This is a genomic window from Selenomonas sputigena ATCC 35185 (genome assembly GCF_000208405.1).
GTDB classification, from domain to species: Bacteria; Bacillota; Negativicutes; order Selenomonadales; family Selenomonadaceae; genus Selenomonas; species Selenomonas sputigena.
In genome coordinates this window covers 1,466,728-1,485,142 of the sequence record NC_015437.1, presented here as the reverse complement: position 1 = coordinate 1,485,142, position 18,415 = coordinate 1,466,728, and the positions used below count along the sequence as shown (strand labels likewise).

Sequence of the window (18,415 nt, the reverse complement as noted above, 5' to 3'; positions counted from 1 at the left end):
TATGATAAAGCTATCGGAGCGCGTAGGCGACGCGATCGAGAGGAAGAAGCGTGAACTGGATGCCTTGAGCGCCGACCTGCGCGTAGCTGCGCCCGGCATCATTCGGTCGGTGGACTACGAGCGCCAGACGTGCACCGTGCAGCTTGCCATACGTGAGCGCATGAATTTCGCTGGCACTCTGGAATGGGCGGAGATCCCAATCTTGCCGGATGTGCCATTCTTCGTGTATTCCGGCGGTGGCTATTGTCTGACGCTCCCCATCAAGCCCGGTGATGACTGTCTTGTGGTCTTTGGTGATAACTGCATAGACGCCTGGTGGCAGAATGGCGGCGTACAGAATCAAGTTGAAAAGCGCAGACATGACCTCTCAGACGGGTTTGCCCTTGTCGGGTTCCGCAGCCAGCCCGGTGTTGTCGGCGGCTATTCGGCAGGCACGGCGCAGCTGCGCAACGAGGCGGGCGACGCTTATATCGAGATCAGCGGCGGCAACATTAACATCCGTGCAGCAGGAGCGGTAAACATCAGCGCAGCGCACATCGGGCTGAATGACTAGTGGGGAGGGAGCGCATATGCCCGCAGTAACAAGAATCGGAGATACGACGACAGGCGTCTGCAACAAGGGGCTGCCCTGCTGCCCGCACGGGAGAACAGGGACGGATGCGACAGCAAGCCCCAATGTGACGGTGAACGGCATCCCGCTCCATCGTCTGCATGATACGGGGCCAACGAACTGCCCGCACGGCGGCACTTTTGAGAGCGTCGTCGGGAGCAGTACGGTCACCTGCAACGGGCGACGCGTCGTCCGCATTGGGGATACGACCGTTTGCCAAAGCTGCGGACAGAGCGGAACGCATACCAGCGGCAGTCCGAACGTGACGGCAGGAGGGTGAAGATGAGATACCGTGCACTTGACGAAAATGGCGACTTCACCCTTGGCAACGGGCATGCCTATATCGAGGGGGCGGACGCTGTAAGGCAGGCGGTGTTGACGCGCCTGCGGCTCCTCATCTATGAGTGGTGGGAGAATATTGAAGACGGCGTACCGTACTGGCAAAAAATCATCGCGAGCCGTGATGTAGAGGCCGCAGAGCGAATCATTCGCGAGCGCATCCAAAGGACTCCGCATGTCCTGTCCATTTTGTCCTTTGACCCGGAATGGGATAACGAGCGCCGAACGCTGACAATTCGCGCCGCAATTCAGAGCGACTACGGCGCGTTCAGCATTGATGAGGAGGTGTGATCGTGGCGTACTTTGCCCCATATGTTGACGATGCCGGGCTCCATGTGCCGACGTATAACGACATCCGTGACGACCTCCTTGCCAAGTTTCAGGAGATTTATGGCAACGACCTCTATCTCGGCAACGATTCGCAGGACTATCAGATGATTTCAGCGTTCGCGCTCAAGACCTACGACACGATACAGCTGCTGCAGATCGTCTACAACAACCACAGCCCGAAGACGGCTGTCGGCACAGGGCTGTCGAGTCTCGTGAAGCTCAACGGTATACGGCGAAAAGCTGCCAGTTACTCAACGTGTGTGCTGACGCTTACGGGAAAGCCGGGGACAGTTATCGCCGCAGGCGTGGCCGAAGACGACCAGCGCCGTAAATGGGAGCTGCCGCAAGACATCAAGTTTGAAAGCGAGTCGTTGGAGGTGACCGCACGCTGCAGGGACATCGGCGCGATTGAGGCGCCCGTCGGTACGATTACGAAAATCAGTAATCCGCAGTATGGCTGGCTCGCTGTGACTAATAAGGTTCCGGCGGTCAAAGGGCGTGCTGTCGAAACCGATGAGGAGTTGCGCCGCAGGCAAGAACTATCGACGGCAGTCCCGAGCCAGAACATGGTGGACAGTACGCTTGCCGGTATTGCGAGCGTGGCGGGTGTTACGCAGTATAAAGTGTATGAGAACGATACAAACCATACGGATGACAACGGTGTCCCCAGTCACAGTATTGCAGCTGTCGTTGAGGGCGGACTGGATGCGCAGGTCGCCGAACAAATTTATCTGCGAAAAGGACCCGGCTGCGGTACGCACGGGACGACGACGGCAATCTACATCAATTCGGATGGGCTGAAAAATGAAATCCGATTTTTCCGTCCGATCTACCAAAAGGTCGCTGCTAAGGTCACCGTAAAAAAGTACGCGACCTATACGACGGCGGTTGAAACAGCTATCAAGCACAATATTTCAACGTACATCGAGCGGCTCGGCATCGGCGTCAACGTAACGACGACAGGTGTCCTTACGGCGATCGCCGCCGCGGTTGATGACGCCTTGCGCCCGTCTTTCGCACTGCAGTCTGTGCAGCTAGGGCGTGCAGGCGGCGCACTTGGTATCGCCGATGTCGTGATTCCGTACAATGCTATTGCCAAGAGCGGCGCTGTTACGGTGGAGGTGGTTTGATGCCCATTATGGATTCGTACGTCAATTTAATCACCTCGCAGCATAGGGGATGCGAGAAATTCGTGCGGACGGTAGAAGCGCTGCTCACACCGTCCGAAGATATTTTCAGTCTTGCTGTATATCTTGATGACGAATACGATCTGAACTACGCTACCGGGGTGCAGGAGGATACGCTCGGCGTGCTCGTCGGCGCGAATCGGGTATTGGAGTATCAACCGGAAAAAGGCGTATCGCCTGTATTGGACAATGCCGCTTATCGGAATCTCCTGCGCGCGCGGATTGCAAAAAACCTATGGAAAGGCGGTATCTACGACATCAAGGAGCTGTGGAATACGCTCTTTGGCAAAGGTATCATCATCCAGGATAATCAGGATATGACGATTGACGTACTTACCATCGGTATTTACGATCAGATCACAAAAGAGATGGTCAAACAAGGGCTCATCATCCCGAAGCCGCAGGGAGTGCATGTGAACTACTATTTTGCGAGCCGAGTCGTATTCGGCTATGATCTCGAAACGGATACGATTAAGGGCTACGATCATGCAGATTGGATGAACTCTGTGCCAGAGGCATCCTTTGCGTATGACGTAGATAACCCGAGGACGGGCATGGACGGCTATGACGATAGCTACTGGACATAAGGAGGATCCGTATGGCAAAGACAAATTTTCAGATTTTCAACGAAGAGAACGCACCGGAAAGGACGTACAACGATTCGGAATATAAGGAAGCCACGCAGCGCCTCGGCGGTGTCATGCCCGGTATGGCACTCTCTCGTATGCACAATAAGATGTACTATCAGTGGTCCGCGATGTGCAAGGCGATCGCCAACCTCATCGTCAATCACGGGCACGACTGCATGGATAGCGATGTGGCAGGGATCACGCGTTATCTTGATGAGACCATCACGAACGCAGCGGATACAGAGGTCAAAAAGCACCGCACAAAAACGCCGCTCGATCACCCCGACGGCAGCGTGACGACGGCGAAGCTCGCCGACAAATCCGTCACAAGTGCGAAGCTCGCCGTATCCGCCGGCGAACTGGGCGCCTACACCAAAGCCGAAACCGATGCGCGGCTCAATACAAAGGCGCCGCTCAGCCACGGACACCATATCCCGACGCCTGAAGCGGCAAACAATACGCGCTTTTTGCGTAACGACAACTCTTGGGCAGCGGTCACGCCGGGCAACATCGGTGCGTACACCAAGACGGAGACCGATGAGCGGCTCGCTAGCAAAGCGCCCCTTGCCTCACCGGCACTCACTGGTACGCCGACGGCACCGACAGCAGGACGCGGCACAAATAGCACACAAATCGCAACGACCGCGTTTGTAGTGCAAGCCATCACAGCCCTTATCAACGGCGCCCCAGGAGCACTCGATACGCTACAGGAGCTTGCAAAAGCGCTTGGCAATGATGCCAACTTTGCGGCGACTGTCACCAACGCGCTGGCGGGTAAGGTCGCCAAGTCAGGCGATACAATGACGGGGAGACTTACCGCTCCGTCCGTGCTTGTCGATGACTGGTTTAGGGCGCTTGGAGACTGTGGCCTCCTCTTTGAGAAATATGGCGGCGGCTGGCACATGACAGACAACGAGTGGATCCGTGCCTACAACGGCAAAAACATCTACACCACCGGCAAGATACGCTGCAATGCCGGCTTTGAGGGTAGCCTCCGTGGCACGGCGGATAATGCCAATAAACTTGGGGACAAATCGCTGCAGTGGATGCTTGAGCAAATTAAGGCTGCCAACACGGGTATCGTCGCGAGCAATTTGCAGCAAAATGGGTGGATCAAATTTGCCAATGGGATAATACTGCAATGGGGCTCGTGGGGAGAGTCGGTGCAGGAAAAATCGCAATGGTTTACATTCCCTCTCGCGTTTCCGTCTAGATGCTTTAAGGCGATTGTAGGTACATCCCTTTTGCAGGAGCACATCAACGCAGATTTAGGTTACCAGGTGATCGCACTTGAGCGCACGCGGGCCAAGATAATGACGCAGCATTTTAGTACTCATATCTTAAATGTACTTGGGCAAATAAAAGCTGCACCGGAATTTATTGCGATCGGCATCTAAACACCGATCGCAAGGTAATCTGTAGTTTAAAAAGGGTGATGTAAAAATGGAAAACGAATACCTTGCCAAATTTGACGCCGATGGTCGGCGCGAAACGACCGTCGTCAGAGGCATACACTACACCACAAAGGAGGAGCGTCAAGCGTATATCGACGACGGATATATCCCCATCTCGGATGAGGATTACCAGCACTACATCGGTAACCGTGGCGCAGGCGACAACGGCACGGGCTACATCCGCGACATCAAGACGGGCAAGCCCGTCTCCGCGCCGCCCGCGCCTGCCGTGGATGAAGAGCCGCAAGAGCTGCCCGTCGATCCCGAGCGTCTCGCCGTCTACGAGGCTATGGCGGCGCAGGATGAGCGCCTTGCAGCGCAGGCAGAGCGCATCGCAGCGCTCGAAGCCGCGCTCAAAACGAAGGGAGGTGACAGCAAATGAAGAAGTGGGCTTATATGATCCCCATTTATGCGTATCTCGTGCGTGCAGGGAAATGGGCGATCAGCGAAGAGGACAAGCAGGAGGGACAGAAGGTCGTCCCCGAGGTCTATCGCGATGACGTCGCCGCCTATCTCGCCGAGCACGCGGCGTAGGACGCGTAAGAAAAAAGAGCCGCTGTAGCAATACGGCGGCTCTTGTATTTGTAGAGAGGAGAGGATAAAGTTTGAACTGGACAGATTTTACTGCGGTTCTGCAGCGACTGCAGGAGGGATGGGGGGCCAAAATCGGCATATCCATCGCGTGTATGGTGGCTGTACAAGACCATGCACAAATCTTTGTGGCGTTTTTTGCGCTCGTATGCGTTGATCTCGCTACGAAGTGGATAGCGCTGTCGAGGCAGTATCTCGCAGACAGTGGACATCCGGCACCGACGCTCTGGCAAGCGCTTTGGCACATGCGCGCGGCTCGTCATGCCGGCTACATTCGCAGCGATGCCATGCGCACGCGCTTTGTGCATAAGATGCTGACCTATGTCGCTGTCGTCGCAGCTGCAGCATTGCTTGATTTCATCCTGCTCAAAACGCACGCGCCGACATTTGCTGTAACCATCGTCGTTGGGTATCTCGCCCTGACAGAATTTGTGTCGATTTTAGAGAACATACAGAAGTCGGGCATCGAGGAAGCAGGCGCATTAGTCGAGATGATCCGCAAGCGCGGTGGGCTTGGAACAGATAAGAAGCAGGACAACGAAAGGAGAAACGACAAATGAAAGTACTCATTAACGCAGGACACGCGCCGAACGGCATCCCCGATCCCGGTGCGGTGGGACCGACGGGCTTGCGCGAATGCGATGTCGTTTGCAACATCGCGCACATGACCGTGGACTATCTCATCAAAGCGGGCGTGCAGGCAGACTTTATCCAAGACGACAGCCTTGAAGCGATCTGCGACACGGCAAACGACGGCGACTATGACTTGCTGCTCTCGATCCATTGCAACTCGTTTGACGAGAGCGCTCACGGCATCGAAGTCTGGACATCGCGCGGCTGGACGAGAAGCGACGACTTTGCCACGCTGCTCATGGCGCAGATGAGTGACACATTCCCCGATCTCACCGTCCGCGACGACTGGTCGGACGGCGACGTGGACAAAGAAGCGGGGCTGTACGTCCTTCGCAACTCGGACTGCCCGGCGGCGCTCTTTGAGCTGCCGTTCATCAGCAACCCCGACGAAGAGGAATGGCTGCGTGAAGCCGACAACCAGCATGAAGCCGCACGTGCATTTGCACGAGCTGTGACGGATTACGCACAATGTCAGTAGCATGTTGACTGTCAAAGGCAACGCTTTCTTAGGGGCGTTGCCTTTTCTATGCAGGATTGACATGAACCTATAAGTATACTTTACAATTTCTCCGTAAAAGTTGAAAGTTTCGGGGGGAATTTGTATTTTGTGACGATTGGGAGGGAGCGAGATGCAGAACATAGTTGTGCAGAACATCCTTACGTGGATTCGAAAGCATAAAACCATGATAAAGATCGGGCTGTCGCTGGGAACATTGCTGATGTTTGTCGTGTTCGTTTTTTGGCTGTGTGGGGATCTTGTCGAGCGACAAAAGGAAAATCCTGCCGCCGTTACACAGGAGCAGACGCAGGATGCAAAAGCTCTGCAGCAGCAGCTTGACATCTCGCGCAAGAATGCCGATGCGCTGCGCCGCGAACTTGCCGCCGCACAGGCGGGACAGCGTGCGCCTGCAGCGACATACTATGTCAATGCGCCGACAGTCGAGCGGGCGGCGCAGACAGTTGAAAAGCAGATCAAGGCAGACGATCCGACACTGCCACGGGCGGCGCGGGAGAAGTCCGATCGGACAGTCGTGACACCGATCACGAAAGACAAAGAAGGCAAGGAACTGCCGCCGAATAAGCAGAAGGTCGATATCTACAAGGTGAACCTGCGAAAAGACCATCGCGTGAAAGCGGGTGCGACGATGATGGACGGCAAGGCATACGCCACTGTCGGCTATGAGCAGGGACGCTTCGAGGCACTTGTGCATCTTGATGGTGCACGGGTGCGGGGCGGCAGCGTGATGTATAATGTGGTTGAGTGGTAGGGAAAGCGCCCCGGGGCTTCGGCTTCGGGGCATATTTTATTTGACATCTTTTTGACATCCTGTCATGGTTGCAAACAGAGTAATACAGGCTCATACGGGAAGCCAGGAAGTCGCGCACTTTAAGAGTTTCCGCGTATTGAGTGTTTGCAAAAACGTGTAAAAAGAAACTCAAAATCAAGCGTAGTTCCCTACGTGCCGGTTCGAGTCCGGCCTTCGGCACCATAGAGATTTCAAGGCTTCCGAGTATTTTGCTCGGAAGCCTTTTTACGGTTTTTTACAGCCTATTTGACAGCTTGTGCGGGACAAAAGAAGAAGCCTGCGGGCTATTTTGCAGGCTTCTTCTTTTGCATTTTTGCGTGTTCGTCGAGGATTTTCTGCATGGCATCCGCCTTCTTCTCGACGCGCTTCTCGTAGTACCAGGCGCCGATGACGAGGAGGACGGCTGCGATGCATACGAGGACGAGGCGCGTCGGGTCGGGGTTTTTAAGTACGGTATCGTGCCCGATGATCGCCTCGATGGCGGTCGAGGGAAATTTGCCGACGAAGGAGGAGATGACGTAGTCCCTGAGACTGATGGCGCTCAGAGCGCCGAGCGCGTTCAGGAGTGCCGATGGGATATAAGGCACCATGCGTGCGATGAGCATGACGGTGAAGCCGTTCTTGCCGCTGTAGGCGTCGACCTTCTTGAGTCTAGGGTGCTTGGCAATCAGCTGTTCTGCCGAGGCGCGGAAGAGAAAGCGCAGCAGCAGGAAGCTGATTGTGACGCCGACGGTCTCAGCGATGACGGAGAGGACGATGCCGGGCACAATGCCGAAGATCAGGGTGTTCGCTGTGGAGAAGATGATGGCGGGCGGAAAGCCGATGGCATTGACGAAGAGCACGAGCCAGAAGCTGAAAAACATCGCCCAAGAGCCGAAAGAACGGATGTATTCTGCCGTCGCAAGGAGATCGCCGCTCTTTAAGACTTGCCAGAGTTCGGGAAAAAACGTTGGATTGGCAAGGTGGATTGCATAGAGGAGAGCGCACGAGAGGAAGAGGGCGACGAGCTTGACGATGTTCATGGGATTCTTGAGCATGGACAGCCTCCTTCGATACAATAGAAAAGACGGCTTCATTATAGCAGAGATTCGGTGGTTTTGCACGCGGCAAACCGCGAGCATCGAATGAATAATCCGTGGGAGAAATGCTTGTATTTCCTATTTGAGTATGGTATCATGAATAGTATGGCAAAATGGGATTGCAAGGGGATTGCTCTTGCTTTTGTCCCTTGGAAACCATCGATGAAGGAACAATTAGGAGGGTATTTCATACTATGAAGGTTACTGCAGAGAAGATGGACAACCACGAGGTCGTGCTGACAATAGAGGTAGAAGCGGAGGTCTTGAAGAAGGCCGAGGCGAAGGCTTGCAAGGATCTTGCGAACCGCGTGAGCATCCCGGGCTTCCGCAAGGGCAAGGCGCCGCGCCATATCATCGAGCAGCGCGTCGGCAAGCAGGCGATTCTTGATACGGCATTTGACGCCGTGGCGGACAAGGCATTTGCCGATGCCCTGAAGGAGCAGGATGTGACGCCCGTTTCGCACCCCGATATCGAGGTCGTGACACTGGAAGAAGGAAAGGATGTCGTCTTCAAGGCACGCTTCACGGCAAAGCCCGAGGTAACGCTCGGTGAGTACAAGGGCATCCAGGTTGAGAAGAAGGTCGATGAGATCACAGATGAGGACATCGACAAGGAAATCGAGAGCATGCGTCGTCGTCGCAGCCAGATGGTCGATGCCGCCGAGGGCGCTGAGGTCAAGAACGGCGACCTCGTGACGCTCGACTTCAAGGGCTTCGTTGACGGAGAGGCATTTGAAGGCGGCGAGGGCAAGGACTATCCGCTCGAAATCGGCTCGAACCGCTTCATCCCGGGCTTTGAGGATCAGCTCATCGGTGCGAAGATCGGCGAGGCGCGCGACGTCAATGTGACGTTCCCCGAGGAGTACCACTCGAAGGATCTCGCAGGAAAGCCCGCAAAGTTCGAGTGCACGATTCACAGCATCAAGGAGCGCCAGCTGCCTGAACTCGGCGATGAGTTTGTCAAGAAGGTCAGCAAGTTCCAGACGGTCGACGAGCTTCGTGCTGACATCCGCAAGAACCTTGAGCATGCCGCGCAGCAGAAGGCAGATAACGACTACAAGGTCGCCGTCATCGAGAAGGCGACGGAGAACATCACGGTCGACATTCCTGCCGTCATGATCGAGAACCGCGTGACGATGATGATTCAGGAGATGGCGATGCGCCTGGAGCAGCAGGGCATGAAGCTTGAGCAGTACCTGCAGTACGCGGGCACCGACCTCAACCAGATTCGCGAGCAGTACAAGAAGACGGCTGAGGAAAACGTCAAGACCGACCTCATGCTGGAAGCTGTGGCGAAGGCTGAGGACATCAAGGTCGAAGGCAAGGATCTCGACGACGAGGTTGCGGCGATGGCACTGACCTACGGCGCGACGCCGGCGCAGGTCCGGAAGGTCGTCAAGGAGCAGGGCCGCATCGGCGATCTCATCACGACAGTTCTCAGAAAGAAGACGTCGCAGTTCATCTTGGACAATGCCGCGAAGTGATGTCACGTTCTTTCACGGTCGTTGACGTCGTCATATATGGAGTGATTGCATGAACAGCTATATGAACAGTTATGTTCCCATGGTGGTCGAGCGGTCGAATCGAGGAGAGCGCGCCTACGATATTTATTCGCGTCTCTTGAAGGATCGCATCGTCTTCGTCGGCGGGCCGATCGACGACAACGTCGCGAATGTCGTCGTCGCGCAGCTCCTCTTCCTTGAGTCGGAAGATCCCGATAAGGACATCCACCTTTACATCAACAGCCCGGGCGGCGTCGTGACGGCAGGCCTTGCCATCTACGACACGATGCAGTACATCCGCCCCGACGTGTCGACGATCTGCATCGGGCAGGCGGCGAGCATGGGCTCTTTGCTCCTGACGGCGGGCGCGAAGGGCAAGCGCTACGCGCTTCCTTTGGCACGCATCATGATTCATCAGCCTTTGGGCGGTGCACAGGGACAGTCGACGGATATCCAGATTCAGGCGAAGGAGATTCTGCGCCTCAGGGAAGTCGGCAACGACATCCTTGCCAAGCACACGGGGCAGCCGCGTGAAAAGCTCATCGCCGACACGGAGCGTGACAATTTCATGACGGCAGAGGAGGCGAAGGAATACGGTCTCATCGACGAGGTCATCACGCGTCCTGTCAAAATCGAGAAGCCCAAGGAGTAAGAGGTGGTATCATGTTGAAGTTTGGGGATGAAAAGGGTCAGCTCAAGTGCTCCTTCTGCGGCAAGTCGCAGGAACAGGTAAGAAAACTTGTGGCAGGTCCGGGCGTCTACATCTGCGATGAATGCATCGAACTTTGCAACGAGATCATCGAGGAAGAGTTCAGTGAAGATATCGAAGTGGAACTCAAGGATGTGCCGAAACCGAAGGAGATTCGCCAGATCCTCGACCAATACGTGATTGGGCAGGAGGAAGCGAAGAAATCGCTTTCCGTTGCCGTCTACAACCACTACAAGCGAATCAATCGCACGCAGGGCAAGGCAGACGAGGTCGAGCTGCAGAAGTCGAACATTCTCATGATCGGCCCGACGGGCAGCGGCAAGACGCTCTTGGCGCAGACGCTTGCTAAGATCCTCAACGTACCGTTCGCCATCGCCGATGCGACGTCTTTGACGGAAGCCGGCTACGTCGGCGAGGATGTGGAGAATATCCTCTTAAAGCTCATACAGGCGGCCGACTACGATGTGGAGAAAGCGGAGAAAGGCATCATCTACATCGACGAGATCGACAAGATCGCACGCAAATCGGAGAATCCGTCCATCACGCGCGATGTCTCGGGCGAGGGCGTGCAGCAGGCGCTCCTCAAAATCTTGGAGGGAACGGTGGCTTCCGTACCGCCGCAAGGCGGGCGCAAGCATCCGCACCAGGAACTCATTCAGATCGACACGACGAATATCCTGTTCTTGTGCGGTGGCGCATTCGACGGCATCGAGAAGATCATCGAGGCGCGTCTTGGCAAAAAGAACATGGGCTTCGGCGCGGAAATCGAGTCGAAGGTGGAGCGCAACATCGGGGAAACGCTGCGCCACATCCTGCCGGAGGATTTGCTGAAGAACGGCCTGATTCCCGAGTTCATCGGGAGACTCCCGATCGTTGTGACGCTCGAAGCGCTCGGTGAAGATACGCTCGTACGCATCCTGACTGAGCCGAAGAACGCGCTCGTCAAGCAGTATCAGAAGCTCTTGGAGATGGACGGCGTGAAGCTCGATTTCGACGAAGAGGCGCTTCATCTGATTGCAAAGGAAGCCTTGAAGCGAAAGACGGGGGCGCGAGGTCTGCGCTCGATCATCGAGAGCATCATGCGAAACGTCATGTACGAGGTGCCGTCGGTCGACGGAGCTTCGCACTGTCGCGTCACGAAGGAAGTCATTTCGGACAAGAAGGATCCTGTGCTGACGATTGACAAGGCGAAGGCGAAGACGAAAGGCACGGACAAGGAAGCATCGGCTTGAGCATCGAAAGGGGGCGCTGCGGCAAGCAGCGTCCCCTTTTTTCTATATTCAGGAGGATTGTTTATGTCGGAAATACGTAAGCTGCCGCTCCTGCCTCTGCGTGGAATGATTGTGTTTCCATTCATGATCATCCATCTCGACGTTGGCAGGGAGCGCTCCGTGGCAGCCTTGGAGGAAGCGATGGTGCGCGATCGTCAGATCCTGCTCGTGGCGCAGAAGAATGCGGAAACCGATGAGCCGGGAGAGAAAGATCTCTACGATGTCGGCACGATCGCCGAGGTGCGCCAATTGCTGAAGCTTCCGGGCGGCGCTCTGCGCGTGCTCGTCGAGGGGCAGAAGCGTGCGGCAATCGAAGCGTATGACGAGATGGAAACCTTTGCCGAGGTGACGGTCGTCGAATACGCCGAGGTCGTGGAGGAATCCATGGAGATGGAGGCTTTGACACGCGCCGTCGTGCATGAATTCGAGCAATGGGTGAAACTCAGCAAGAAGATTCCCGCCGAGACGCTTGTTTCCGTGGCGATTCTCGACGATGCGGGACGCTTGGGCGACCTCATCGCCAGCCACTTGAGCCTCAAGGTTGAGGACAGGCAGGCGCTCCTTGAGCAGATCAACATCAAGAATCGCATGGAGCTTCTCTACAAGATTCTGGCACGTGAGCTTGAAGTGCTTGAGATGGAGCGCAAGATCGGCATGCGCGTGCGCAAACAGATGGAAAAGATCCAGAAGGACTATTACCTGCGCGAACAGATCAAGGCGATTCAAAAGGAGCTGGGCGACGAGGACGACAAGGCGGCGGATATCGAAGCGTACCGCAAGAAACTCGCCGAAGGCGGCTATCCCGAGGACGTACAGAAGACGATCGAGAAGGAAATCCACCGCATGGAGGGGCAAGCGAGCATGTCCGCCGAGATGGGCGTCATACGCACCTATATCGAGATATTGCTTGAGCTTCCATGGATGATTTCCTCGGAGGACAACATCGACATCAAGGCGGCGGAAACGGTCTTGAACGAGGATCACTACGGACTCAAGAAGGTCAAGGAGCGCATCCTCGAATACCTCGCCGTCCACCAGCTCACGAAGGAGCAGCATGCGCCGATCCTGTGCCTCGTAGGCCCGCCGGGTGTTGGCAAGACGTCTCTGGCAAGCTCCGTGGCGCGGGCGACGGGCAGGAAATTCGTTCGTGCGTCTCTGGGCGGCATCCGTGACGAGGCGGAGATTCGCGGACATCGCCGCACCTACGTCGGTGCAATGCCGGGACGCATCATGGAAGGGCTGCACAAGGCGGGCACGAAGAACCCCGTATTCCTGCTCGATGAAGTGGACAAGATCGCCATGGACTACAAGGGCGATCCGTCGGCGGCGCTCCTCGAAGTGCTCGATCCCGCGCAGAACACGACGTTCAGCGATCATTACGTCGAGCTTCCCTTCGATCTTTCCGAGGTTCTTTGGATCGTCACGGCGAACAGTCTCGCGAATATCCCGCGCGCCCTGCGCGACCGCATGGAGCTCATCATGCTGTCGAGCTACACCGAGCAGGAGAAGCTGGAAATCGCCAAGCGCTATCTCGTCGGACGCCAGCGCACGGCGAACGGCCTGAAGGCGCGTGACCTGCAATTTGGCGAAGGCGTCATCGAGAAGATGATCGTCGAGTACACGCGTGAATCGGGCGTGCGCGAGCTTGAGCGCACGATCGGCCATGTATGCCGCAAGGCGGCACGGCTCATCGTCGAGGGCGAGAAGAAGTCCGTGCGCGTGACGAAGAAGAATCTCAGAGACTTCTTGGAGCGTCCGAAGTTTCTCAGGAAGAAGGCGGAGAAGAAGCCCGAAGTCGGCGTGGCGACAGGCATGGCATGGACGGAGGTCGGCGGCGACATCCTGCCGACGGAGGTCACGGTGCTCGCGGGCAAGGGCAAGCTGATCTTGACGGGACAGCTCGGTGATGTCATGCAGGAGTCGGCGCGCGCGGGGCTTTCCTACATTCGCAGTCGGCAGGAGAAATTCGGCATAGACGGCGACTTCTACGAGAAGCGCGACATCCACATCCATCTGCCTGAGGGCGCGATTCCGAAGGACGGCCCGTCAGCGGGCATCACGATGGCGACGGCGATGATTTCGGCACTGACGGGGCGAAAGGTCAGAAGTGACGTCGCCATGACGGGGGAGATCACGCTGCGCGGACGCGTGCTCGCCATCGGCGGGCTGAAAGAAAAGGTCTTGGCGGCGTACCGCGAAGGCATGACGCGCATCGTGCTGCCGAAGGAGAATGAGCGCGACATCGAAGACATTCCGCAGGAGGTGCGCGAAAAGCTCGCCTTCGTGCCCGTGGAAACGATGGATGAGGTTCTCGCTGAGGCGCTCGTGCCGCAAAAGGGGGGCGCACATGCCAGATAGGGTCACGATCACGCAGGGCAAGTACATTGCTTCCGCCGTAAAGAAGGAGCAGTATCCCGAAGTGCGTCGCAGGGAGATCGTCTTCATCGGACGCTCGAACGTAGGCAAGTCGTCGCTCATCAACTCGCTCGCACGCACGAAGAATCTCGCTCGCGTCTCGGGACAGCCCGGCAAGACACAGACGATCAACTTCTACGAGCTTGGCGCGAAGATCGAGGGGGAAGACGAGCGGTGCGACTTCTACCTCGTTGATCTGCCAGGCTACGGCTACGCGCGCACGGCGAAGAAGAACCGCAAGATTTGGTCGCGTTTCATCGAGGCGTACCTGCTGCAAAGCGAGGATTTGCAGTTCGTGTGCCAACTCATGGACATCCGACACGAACCCATGGCTTCGGATATTGAGATGTTTCAATGGCTGGTGGCGAAGGGACTGCCCGTGCTCGTCATAGCGACGAAGGCGGACAAGCTGAGCCGCAACGAGCAGAAGAAGAGCATCGCTGCCATGCGAAGGGCGCTCGGCGTCGCGGAGCTTGATATCCTGCCGTATTCTTCGGTAAAAAATGAAGGGCGTTCAGAATTGCTTGACGCGATAGCGAACGTTCTGATAGAATGAAGGAAGGGTGTATTGCCAGAAATTCCCCAGAGAAAATGAGGGTGAAAATATGTTGACAGCTTTTGACAAGAAGCTCCTCAACGTCTTGCAGGCCGGCTTGCCCATCAGCAGCCGGCCTTTTGCTGACTTGGCGCAAGGCTTGGAGTCGGACGAGAAGACCGTTCTTTCGCGCGTGAAGGAACTCAAGGAGCAAGGGTATCTTCGCCGCATCGGGCCGTTTTTCGACTCGGCGAAGATGGGCTACCGCGGCACGCTCGTGGCGCTTCGCGTGAGGCCCGAGGCGATGAAAAGCGTGGCGGAGGCCGTGAATCGCCATGTGGGTGTGACGCACAACTACGAGCGTGAGGGCAGGTACAACCTTTGGTTCACGCTGCTCACGCCGAACGAGGAAATGCGCCGCAGGATTCTCGCGGAGATTCGAGCGCTTCCCGGGGTCGAGGCTCTGTTGAACCTTGCCTCGCACAAGAAGTACAAGGTTAACGTGCAGTTCAAGCTCGGATAGGGGGGCGTCACGATGGAAATGCTCGATGAAATCGACAGGAAGATCACGCGTGCCATGCAGGGGGATTTCCCGCTTGTGGAAGAACCGTACAAGGAGATCGCAGCCAAGGTGGGCATCGGAGAGGAAGAGCTTCTGCTTCGTCTGCGCCGTTTCAAGGAAAACGGGCAGATACGCAAGATGGGAGCCGTGCTTCAGCATCGCGCGGCGGGCTTCACGGCGAACGTTCTGAGCGCATGGGTCGTGCCGCCCGAGCGCATGGACGAGATCGCGCGATGTATGTGCGAAAGCCCTGCGGTGTCGCATTGCTACGACCGCGATACGGCGGAAGATTGGCCGTACAACGTCTACACGATGATTCATGCGAAGAGCCGCGCCGAGTGTGAGGAGATCGCCGCTGCGCTCGCGGCAGAGTGCGGTCTTGAAGAGCGCGTCATGCTCTACTCCGTCAAGGAGTGGAAGAAGACGAGCATGCGTTATTTCTGTGAAAATGAAGAGGGTTTGGCATAATGGTATCAGAAAAGATGCGGGAACTCGGCACGAAGAAGTCGACGATCCGCGAGATCTTTGAGTACGGCAGGAAGCGAGCGCAGGAGGTGGGGGAGGAAAACATCTGCGATTTCAGCCTCGGCAATCCCAATGTCCCTGCGCCCGACTTCATCAAGCAGGCGGTTCTTGCAATCATGACGGAGATGGAGCCGCAGGCGGTGCACGGTTACACCATTGCGCCGGGCAATCCCGCCGTGCGCGAAACGCTCGCCGCGAGTATCAACGAGCGCTTCGGCACGCACTTTTCGGGCAGAAACCTCTTCATGACAGCGGGCGCGGCGGCGGCGATCACTGTGTGCTTCAAGGCGCTCGCCGAGGAAGGCGACGAGTTCATCGCCTTTGCGCCGTTCTTTCCCGAGTATCGCTGCTTTGTTGAGTCCGTCGGTGCGAATCTTCGCGTCGTGCCTGCCAAGACGGAGGATTTTCAGATCGACTTCGTCGCCTTGGAGGAGCGTCTTTCTCCCAGGACGAAGGGCGTCATCGTCAATTCGCCGAACAATCCGAGCGGCGCCGTATACTCTGAGAAGACGATCAAAGAACTTGCCGCACTCCTTCGCAAGAAACAGCAGGAATACGATCATCCGATCTTCCTCATTTCCGATGAGCCGTATCGCGAGATCGCTTACGGCTGCGAGGTGCCGTACATCACGAAGTATTACGAGAATACGCTCGTCTGTTATTCGTACAGCAAGTCCTTCTCGCTTGCAGGAGAGCGCATTGGCTACATCGTCGTGCCCGATGAGACGGTGGATTTTTCGAGTGTCTACGGCGCTGTCGCAGGTGCGGCGCGCGTCCTCACGCATGTGAATGCGCCATCTTTGTGGCAGCTCGTCGTCGCGCGCTGCGCGAGGCTGTCCTCGGATATAACGCCGTACGAGAAGAACGGCACGATGCTCTACGAGGGACTCGTACGCGCGGGCTTCTCGTGTGTCAAGCCGCAGGGCGCATTCTACCTCTTTCCGCGCGCACTGGAGGCGGACGACTATGCCTTCTGCGAGCGCGCCAAGAAGTACGACCTTCTGCTCGTCCCCGGCACGGATTTCGGTTGCCCCGGACACTTCCGCGCGTCCTACTGCATCAAGGAGCAGACGATCGAACGCTCACTGCCGCTCTTTGAGAAGCTGGCGGAGGAGTACGGCATTTGAAATATGCATCGGGCAGGCGCGCGATTCGTCTGAATCGACACTTGACGATGCGAGATTCAGAACTTTCTTCCCTCTGCCTGGTATCTGCGGCAGGAAAATTGTTTTTTTGACAGAATTAGAATAGTATGTTCAATATGAAGCAATAAAATTCATGCGCAAAATGGAAGAGGGGGCTTTTTCATGATTGGAATCAAGAACGTCATCGCCATTATCTGTGGCGGCGGGCCTGCGCCCGGCATCAACAGTGTCATTTCCGCCGTGACCATCGAGGCCGACCGTCATGGCTGGGATGTGCTCGGCATTTACGACGGCTTTTCACGCCTCGCACGCGGCGAGAAGAAGTATGTGCGCCTCGACATGGAGCGAGTGAACCGCATCCACCTGACGGGGGGCTGCATCCTGCAGATGTCGCGCTACAATCCGACGAAGAAGGAGTCCGATCTGCGCACGGTCGTCGATACCCTGACGGAATTGGGCGTCACGCATGTCGTGACCATCGGCGGCGACGACACGGCGTACAGCGCCATGGCGGTGTCGAACTATGCGCGCCAGATCGGCAAGACGATCAACGTCGTCCATGTGCCGAAGACCATCGACAACGATCTGCCGCTGCCCGAAGGCATTCCGACATTTGGCTTCGAGACGGCGCGTGCCTTTGGCACGGAGGAAATCGAGAACCTCATGGAAGACGCACGTACGAGCAACAACCGCTGGTACTTCACGATTGCTATGGGGCGTACGGCGGGACACTTGGCGCTTGGCATGGGGCGTTCGGCAGGGGCAGCCTTGACGATCATCCCCGAGGAGTTCGCAGCGGAATCCATCCCCTTGCAGCAGGTTGTCGACATCATCACAGGATCGATCGTCAAGCGTTACTTGACGGGGCACAACTACGGCGTCGCTGTCATCGCCGAAGGCGTCATCGAGAAGATTGCACCGGAGGACTTCCAGAAGCTCGGCAACCTTGTGCTCGACGAGCATGGCCATATCCGCTATGCGGAGCTTGACTTCGGTGAGATCCTGAAGCAGGCAGTGCTCGCCGAGGTCAAGAAGATCGGCATCAAGATTGCCATCGTGGACAAGGAAATTGGCTACGAATTGCGCTGTGCCGCACCGATTGCCTACGACATCGATTACGCGCGCTCCCTGGGATACGAAGCTGTGCAGTTCCTCATGCGCGGCGAGTCGGGAGCGCTCATCACGCTGCAGGACAATCAGGCGAAGCCGCTCTTCTTCGACGAGATCAAGGATCCTGAGACGGGCAAGACGAGGGTGCGCAAGGTCAACATCGAGTCCGTCCATTACAAGATCGCGCGCGGCTTTATGATGCGCATGGAAAAGGCAGACCTCGACGATCCCGGCCTTGCCAACGCCTATCACATGGAAAAGGAAGAATTCAAGGAGAGGTACGCGTATCTTTTTGAATGAACAGGATGAAAATTTGATGAAAGATCGCCGATTCTGTATGGTTTCGGCGACTTTTTATTCTCGTACTATAATTAAGGAAGTGAAATTGGAAGAAATGTGGTATAATAGACACAAATGCCAAAAATCGGCGCTTGGGAATCGCTGATAAAAAAGTCCGTCTGATCGGTGCTAAAATTATCGGT

Annotated in this window: 21 protein-coding genes and 1 tRNA gene; 21 read left to right on the top strand and 1 reads right to left on the bottom strand. The window is 56.4% G+C overall.

Annotation, left to right across the window (positions count from 1 at the left end; translation table 11 throughout):
• The first annotated feature begins 1 nt into the window (after position 1).
• The 12 genes from SELSP_RS06655 (at position 2) to SELSP_RS12185 (ending at position 7,263) form a co-directional block, all read left to right on the top strand.
• Positions 2 to 553, top strand: a complete 552-nt coding sequence (locus SELSP_RS06655) for a Gp138 family membrane-puncturing spike protein (protein WP_013740841.1) — start codon at positions 2 to 4, stop codon at positions 551 to 553.
• A gap of 16 nt (positions 554 to 569) precedes the next feature.
• Positions 570 to 890, top strand: coding sequence for a PAAR domain-containing protein (locus tag SELSP_RS11980; RefSeq protein ID WP_013740840.1), 321 nt, complete (start codon positions 570 to 572; stop codon positions 888 to 890).
• A 2-nt stretch (positions 891 to 892) separates the two neighbouring features.
• Entirely contained in the window at positions 893 to 1,240 is a 348-nt protein-coding gene (locus SELSP_RS06650; RefSeq protein WP_013740839.1) for a hypothetical protein, read from the top strand.
• 2 nt (positions 1,241 to 1,242) lie between these two features.
• Positions 1,243 to 2,409, top strand: coding sequence for a baseplate J/gp47 family protein (locus SELSP_RS06645; RefSeq protein ID WP_013740838.1), 1,167 nt, complete (start codon positions 1,243 to 1,245; stop codon positions 2,407 to 2,409).
• Positions 2,409 to 3,053, top strand: a complete 645-nt coding sequence (locus tag SELSP_RS06640; RefSeq protein ID WP_006192106.1) for a DUF2612 domain-containing protein — start codon at positions 2,409 to 2,411, stop codon at positions 3,051 to 3,053. The genes SELSP_RS06645 and SELSP_RS06640 overlap by 1 nt, the downstream gene beginning before the upstream one ends.
• An 11-nt stretch (positions 3,054 to 3,064) precedes the next feature.
• Positions 3,065 to 4,492 (top strand): gp53-like domain-containing protein, encoded by a 1,428-nt coding sequence (locus tag SELSP_RS06635; RefSeq protein WP_006192107.1) that lies wholly within the window; start codon positions 3,065 to 3,067, stop codon positions 4,490 to 4,492.
• A 46-nt stretch (positions 4,493 to 4,538) separates the two neighbouring features.
• Entirely contained in the window at positions 4,539 to 4,931 is a 393-nt protein-coding gene (locus tag SELSP_RS06630) for a hypothetical protein (RefSeq protein ID WP_006192108.1), read from the top strand.
• Positions 4,928 to 5,083: a CD1375 family protein gene (locus SELSP_RS06625; RefSeq protein WP_006192109.1), complete on the top strand. Its 156-nt coding sequence runs from the start codon at positions 4,928 to 4,930 to the stop codon at positions 5,081 to 5,083. The genes SELSP_RS06630 and SELSP_RS06625 overlap by 4 nt, the downstream gene beginning before the upstream one ends.
• A gap of 71 nt (positions 5,084 to 5,154) precedes the next feature.
• The gene (locus SELSP_RS06620; protein ID WP_006192110.1) at positions 5,155 to 5,700 is read left to right on the top strand and encodes a phage holin family protein; all 546 of its coding nucleotides are present in this window, start codon (positions 5,155 to 5,157) and stop codon (positions 5,698 to 5,700) included.
• Positions 5,697 to 6,251, top strand: a complete 555-nt coding sequence (locus tag SELSP_RS06615) for an N-acetylmuramoyl-L-alanine amidase family protein (protein WP_006192111.1) — start codon at positions 5,697 to 5,699, stop codon at positions 6,249 to 6,251. The genes SELSP_RS06620 and SELSP_RS06615 overlap by 4 nt, the downstream gene beginning before the upstream one ends.
• Positions 6,252 to 6,402: 151 nt before the next feature.
• Positions 6,403 to 7,041: a hypothetical protein gene (locus SELSP_RS06610; RefSeq protein ID WP_006192112.1), complete on the top strand. Its 639-nt coding sequence runs from the start codon at positions 6,403 to 6,405 to the stop codon at positions 7,039 to 7,041.
• A 101-nt stretch (positions 7,042 to 7,142) separates the two neighbouring features.
• Positions 7,143 to 7,263 (top strand) — tRNA-OTHER (locus tag SELSP_RS12185).
• Positions 7,264 to 7,364: 101 nt separating this feature from the next.
• On the opposite strand, the gene SELSP_RS06605 is transcribed toward SELSP_RS12185, so the two are convergent.
• On the bottom strand, positions 7,365 to 8,117 hold the full coding sequence (locus SELSP_RS06605) for a TVP38/TMEM64 family protein (RefSeq protein ID WP_013740837.1): 753 nt from the start codon (positions 8,115 to 8,117) through the stop codon (positions 7,365 to 7,367).
• A gap of 236 nt (positions 8,118 to 8,353) precedes the next feature.
• On the opposite strand from SELSP_RS06605, the gene tig reads away from it, so the two are divergent.
• The 9 genes from tig (at position 8,354) to pfp (ending at position 18,233) form a co-directional block, all read left to right on the top strand.
• Positions 8,354 to 9,643, top strand: coding sequence for a trigger factor (gene tig / locus SELSP_RS06600; protein WP_006192117.1), 1,290 nt, complete (start codon positions 8,354 to 8,356; stop codon positions 9,641 to 9,643).
• A 61-nt stretch (positions 9,644 to 9,704) separates the two neighbouring features.
• On the top strand, positions 9,705 to 10,313 hold the full coding sequence (gene clpP, locus SELSP_RS06595; protein WP_174261621.1) for an ATP-dependent Clp endopeptidase proteolytic subunit ClpP: 609 nt from the start codon (positions 9,705 to 9,707) through the stop codon (positions 10,311 to 10,313).
• An 11-nt stretch (positions 10,314 to 10,324) separates the two neighbouring features.
• Positions 10,325 to 11,602, top strand: a complete 1,278-nt coding sequence (gene clpX / locus SELSP_RS06590) for an ATP-dependent Clp protease ATP-binding subunit ClpX (protein ID WP_006192120.1) — start codon at positions 10,325 to 10,327, stop codon at positions 11,600 to 11,602.
• A 63-nt stretch (positions 11,603 to 11,665) separates the two neighbouring features.
• Positions 11,666 to 13,999 carry an endopeptidase La gene (gene lon, locus SELSP_RS06585; protein WP_006192122.1) on the top strand — a complete coding sequence of 778 codons (2,334 nt, stop codon included), beginning with the start codon at positions 11,666 to 11,668 and terminating at the stop codon, positions 13,997 to 13,999.
• A complete protein-coding gene (gene yihA / locus SELSP_RS06580) occupies positions 13,989 to 14,612 on the top strand; it encodes a ribosome biogenesis GTP-binding protein YihA/YsxC (protein ID WP_006192124.1) in 624 nt (207 codons plus the stop codon). The genes lon and yihA overlap by 11 nt, the downstream gene beginning before the upstream one ends.
• Before the next feature lie 49 nt (positions 14,613 to 14,661).
• Positions 14,662 to 15,114 (top strand): siroheme decarboxylase subunit alpha, encoded by a 453-nt coding sequence (ahbA, locus tag SELSP_RS06575; protein WP_006192125.1) that lies wholly within the window; start codon positions 14,662 to 14,664, stop codon positions 15,112 to 15,114.
• A gap of 12 nt (positions 15,115 to 15,126) precedes the next feature.
• Complete coding sequence (ahbB, locus tag SELSP_RS06570; protein ID WP_006192126.1) at positions 15,127 to 15,621, top strand: siroheme decarboxylase subunit beta; 495 nt, start codon at positions 15,127 to 15,129, stop codon at positions 15,619 to 15,621.
• Positions 15,621 to 16,805: a pyridoxal phosphate-dependent aminotransferase gene (locus SELSP_RS06565; protein ID WP_006192128.1), complete on the top strand. Its 1,185-nt coding sequence runs from the start codon at positions 15,621 to 15,623 to the stop codon at positions 16,803 to 16,805. Before ahbB ends, SELSP_RS06565 begins: the two co-directional genes overlap by 1 nt.
• Before the next feature lie 180 nt (positions 16,806 to 16,985).
• Positions 16,986 to 18,233 (top strand): diphosphate--fructose-6-phosphate 1-phosphotransferase, encoded by a 1,248-nt coding sequence (pfp, locus tag SELSP_RS06560; RefSeq protein WP_006192130.1) that lies wholly within the window; start codon positions 16,986 to 16,988, stop codon positions 18,231 to 18,233.
• The last annotated feature ends 182 nt before the right edge of the window (positions 18,234 to 18,415 follow it).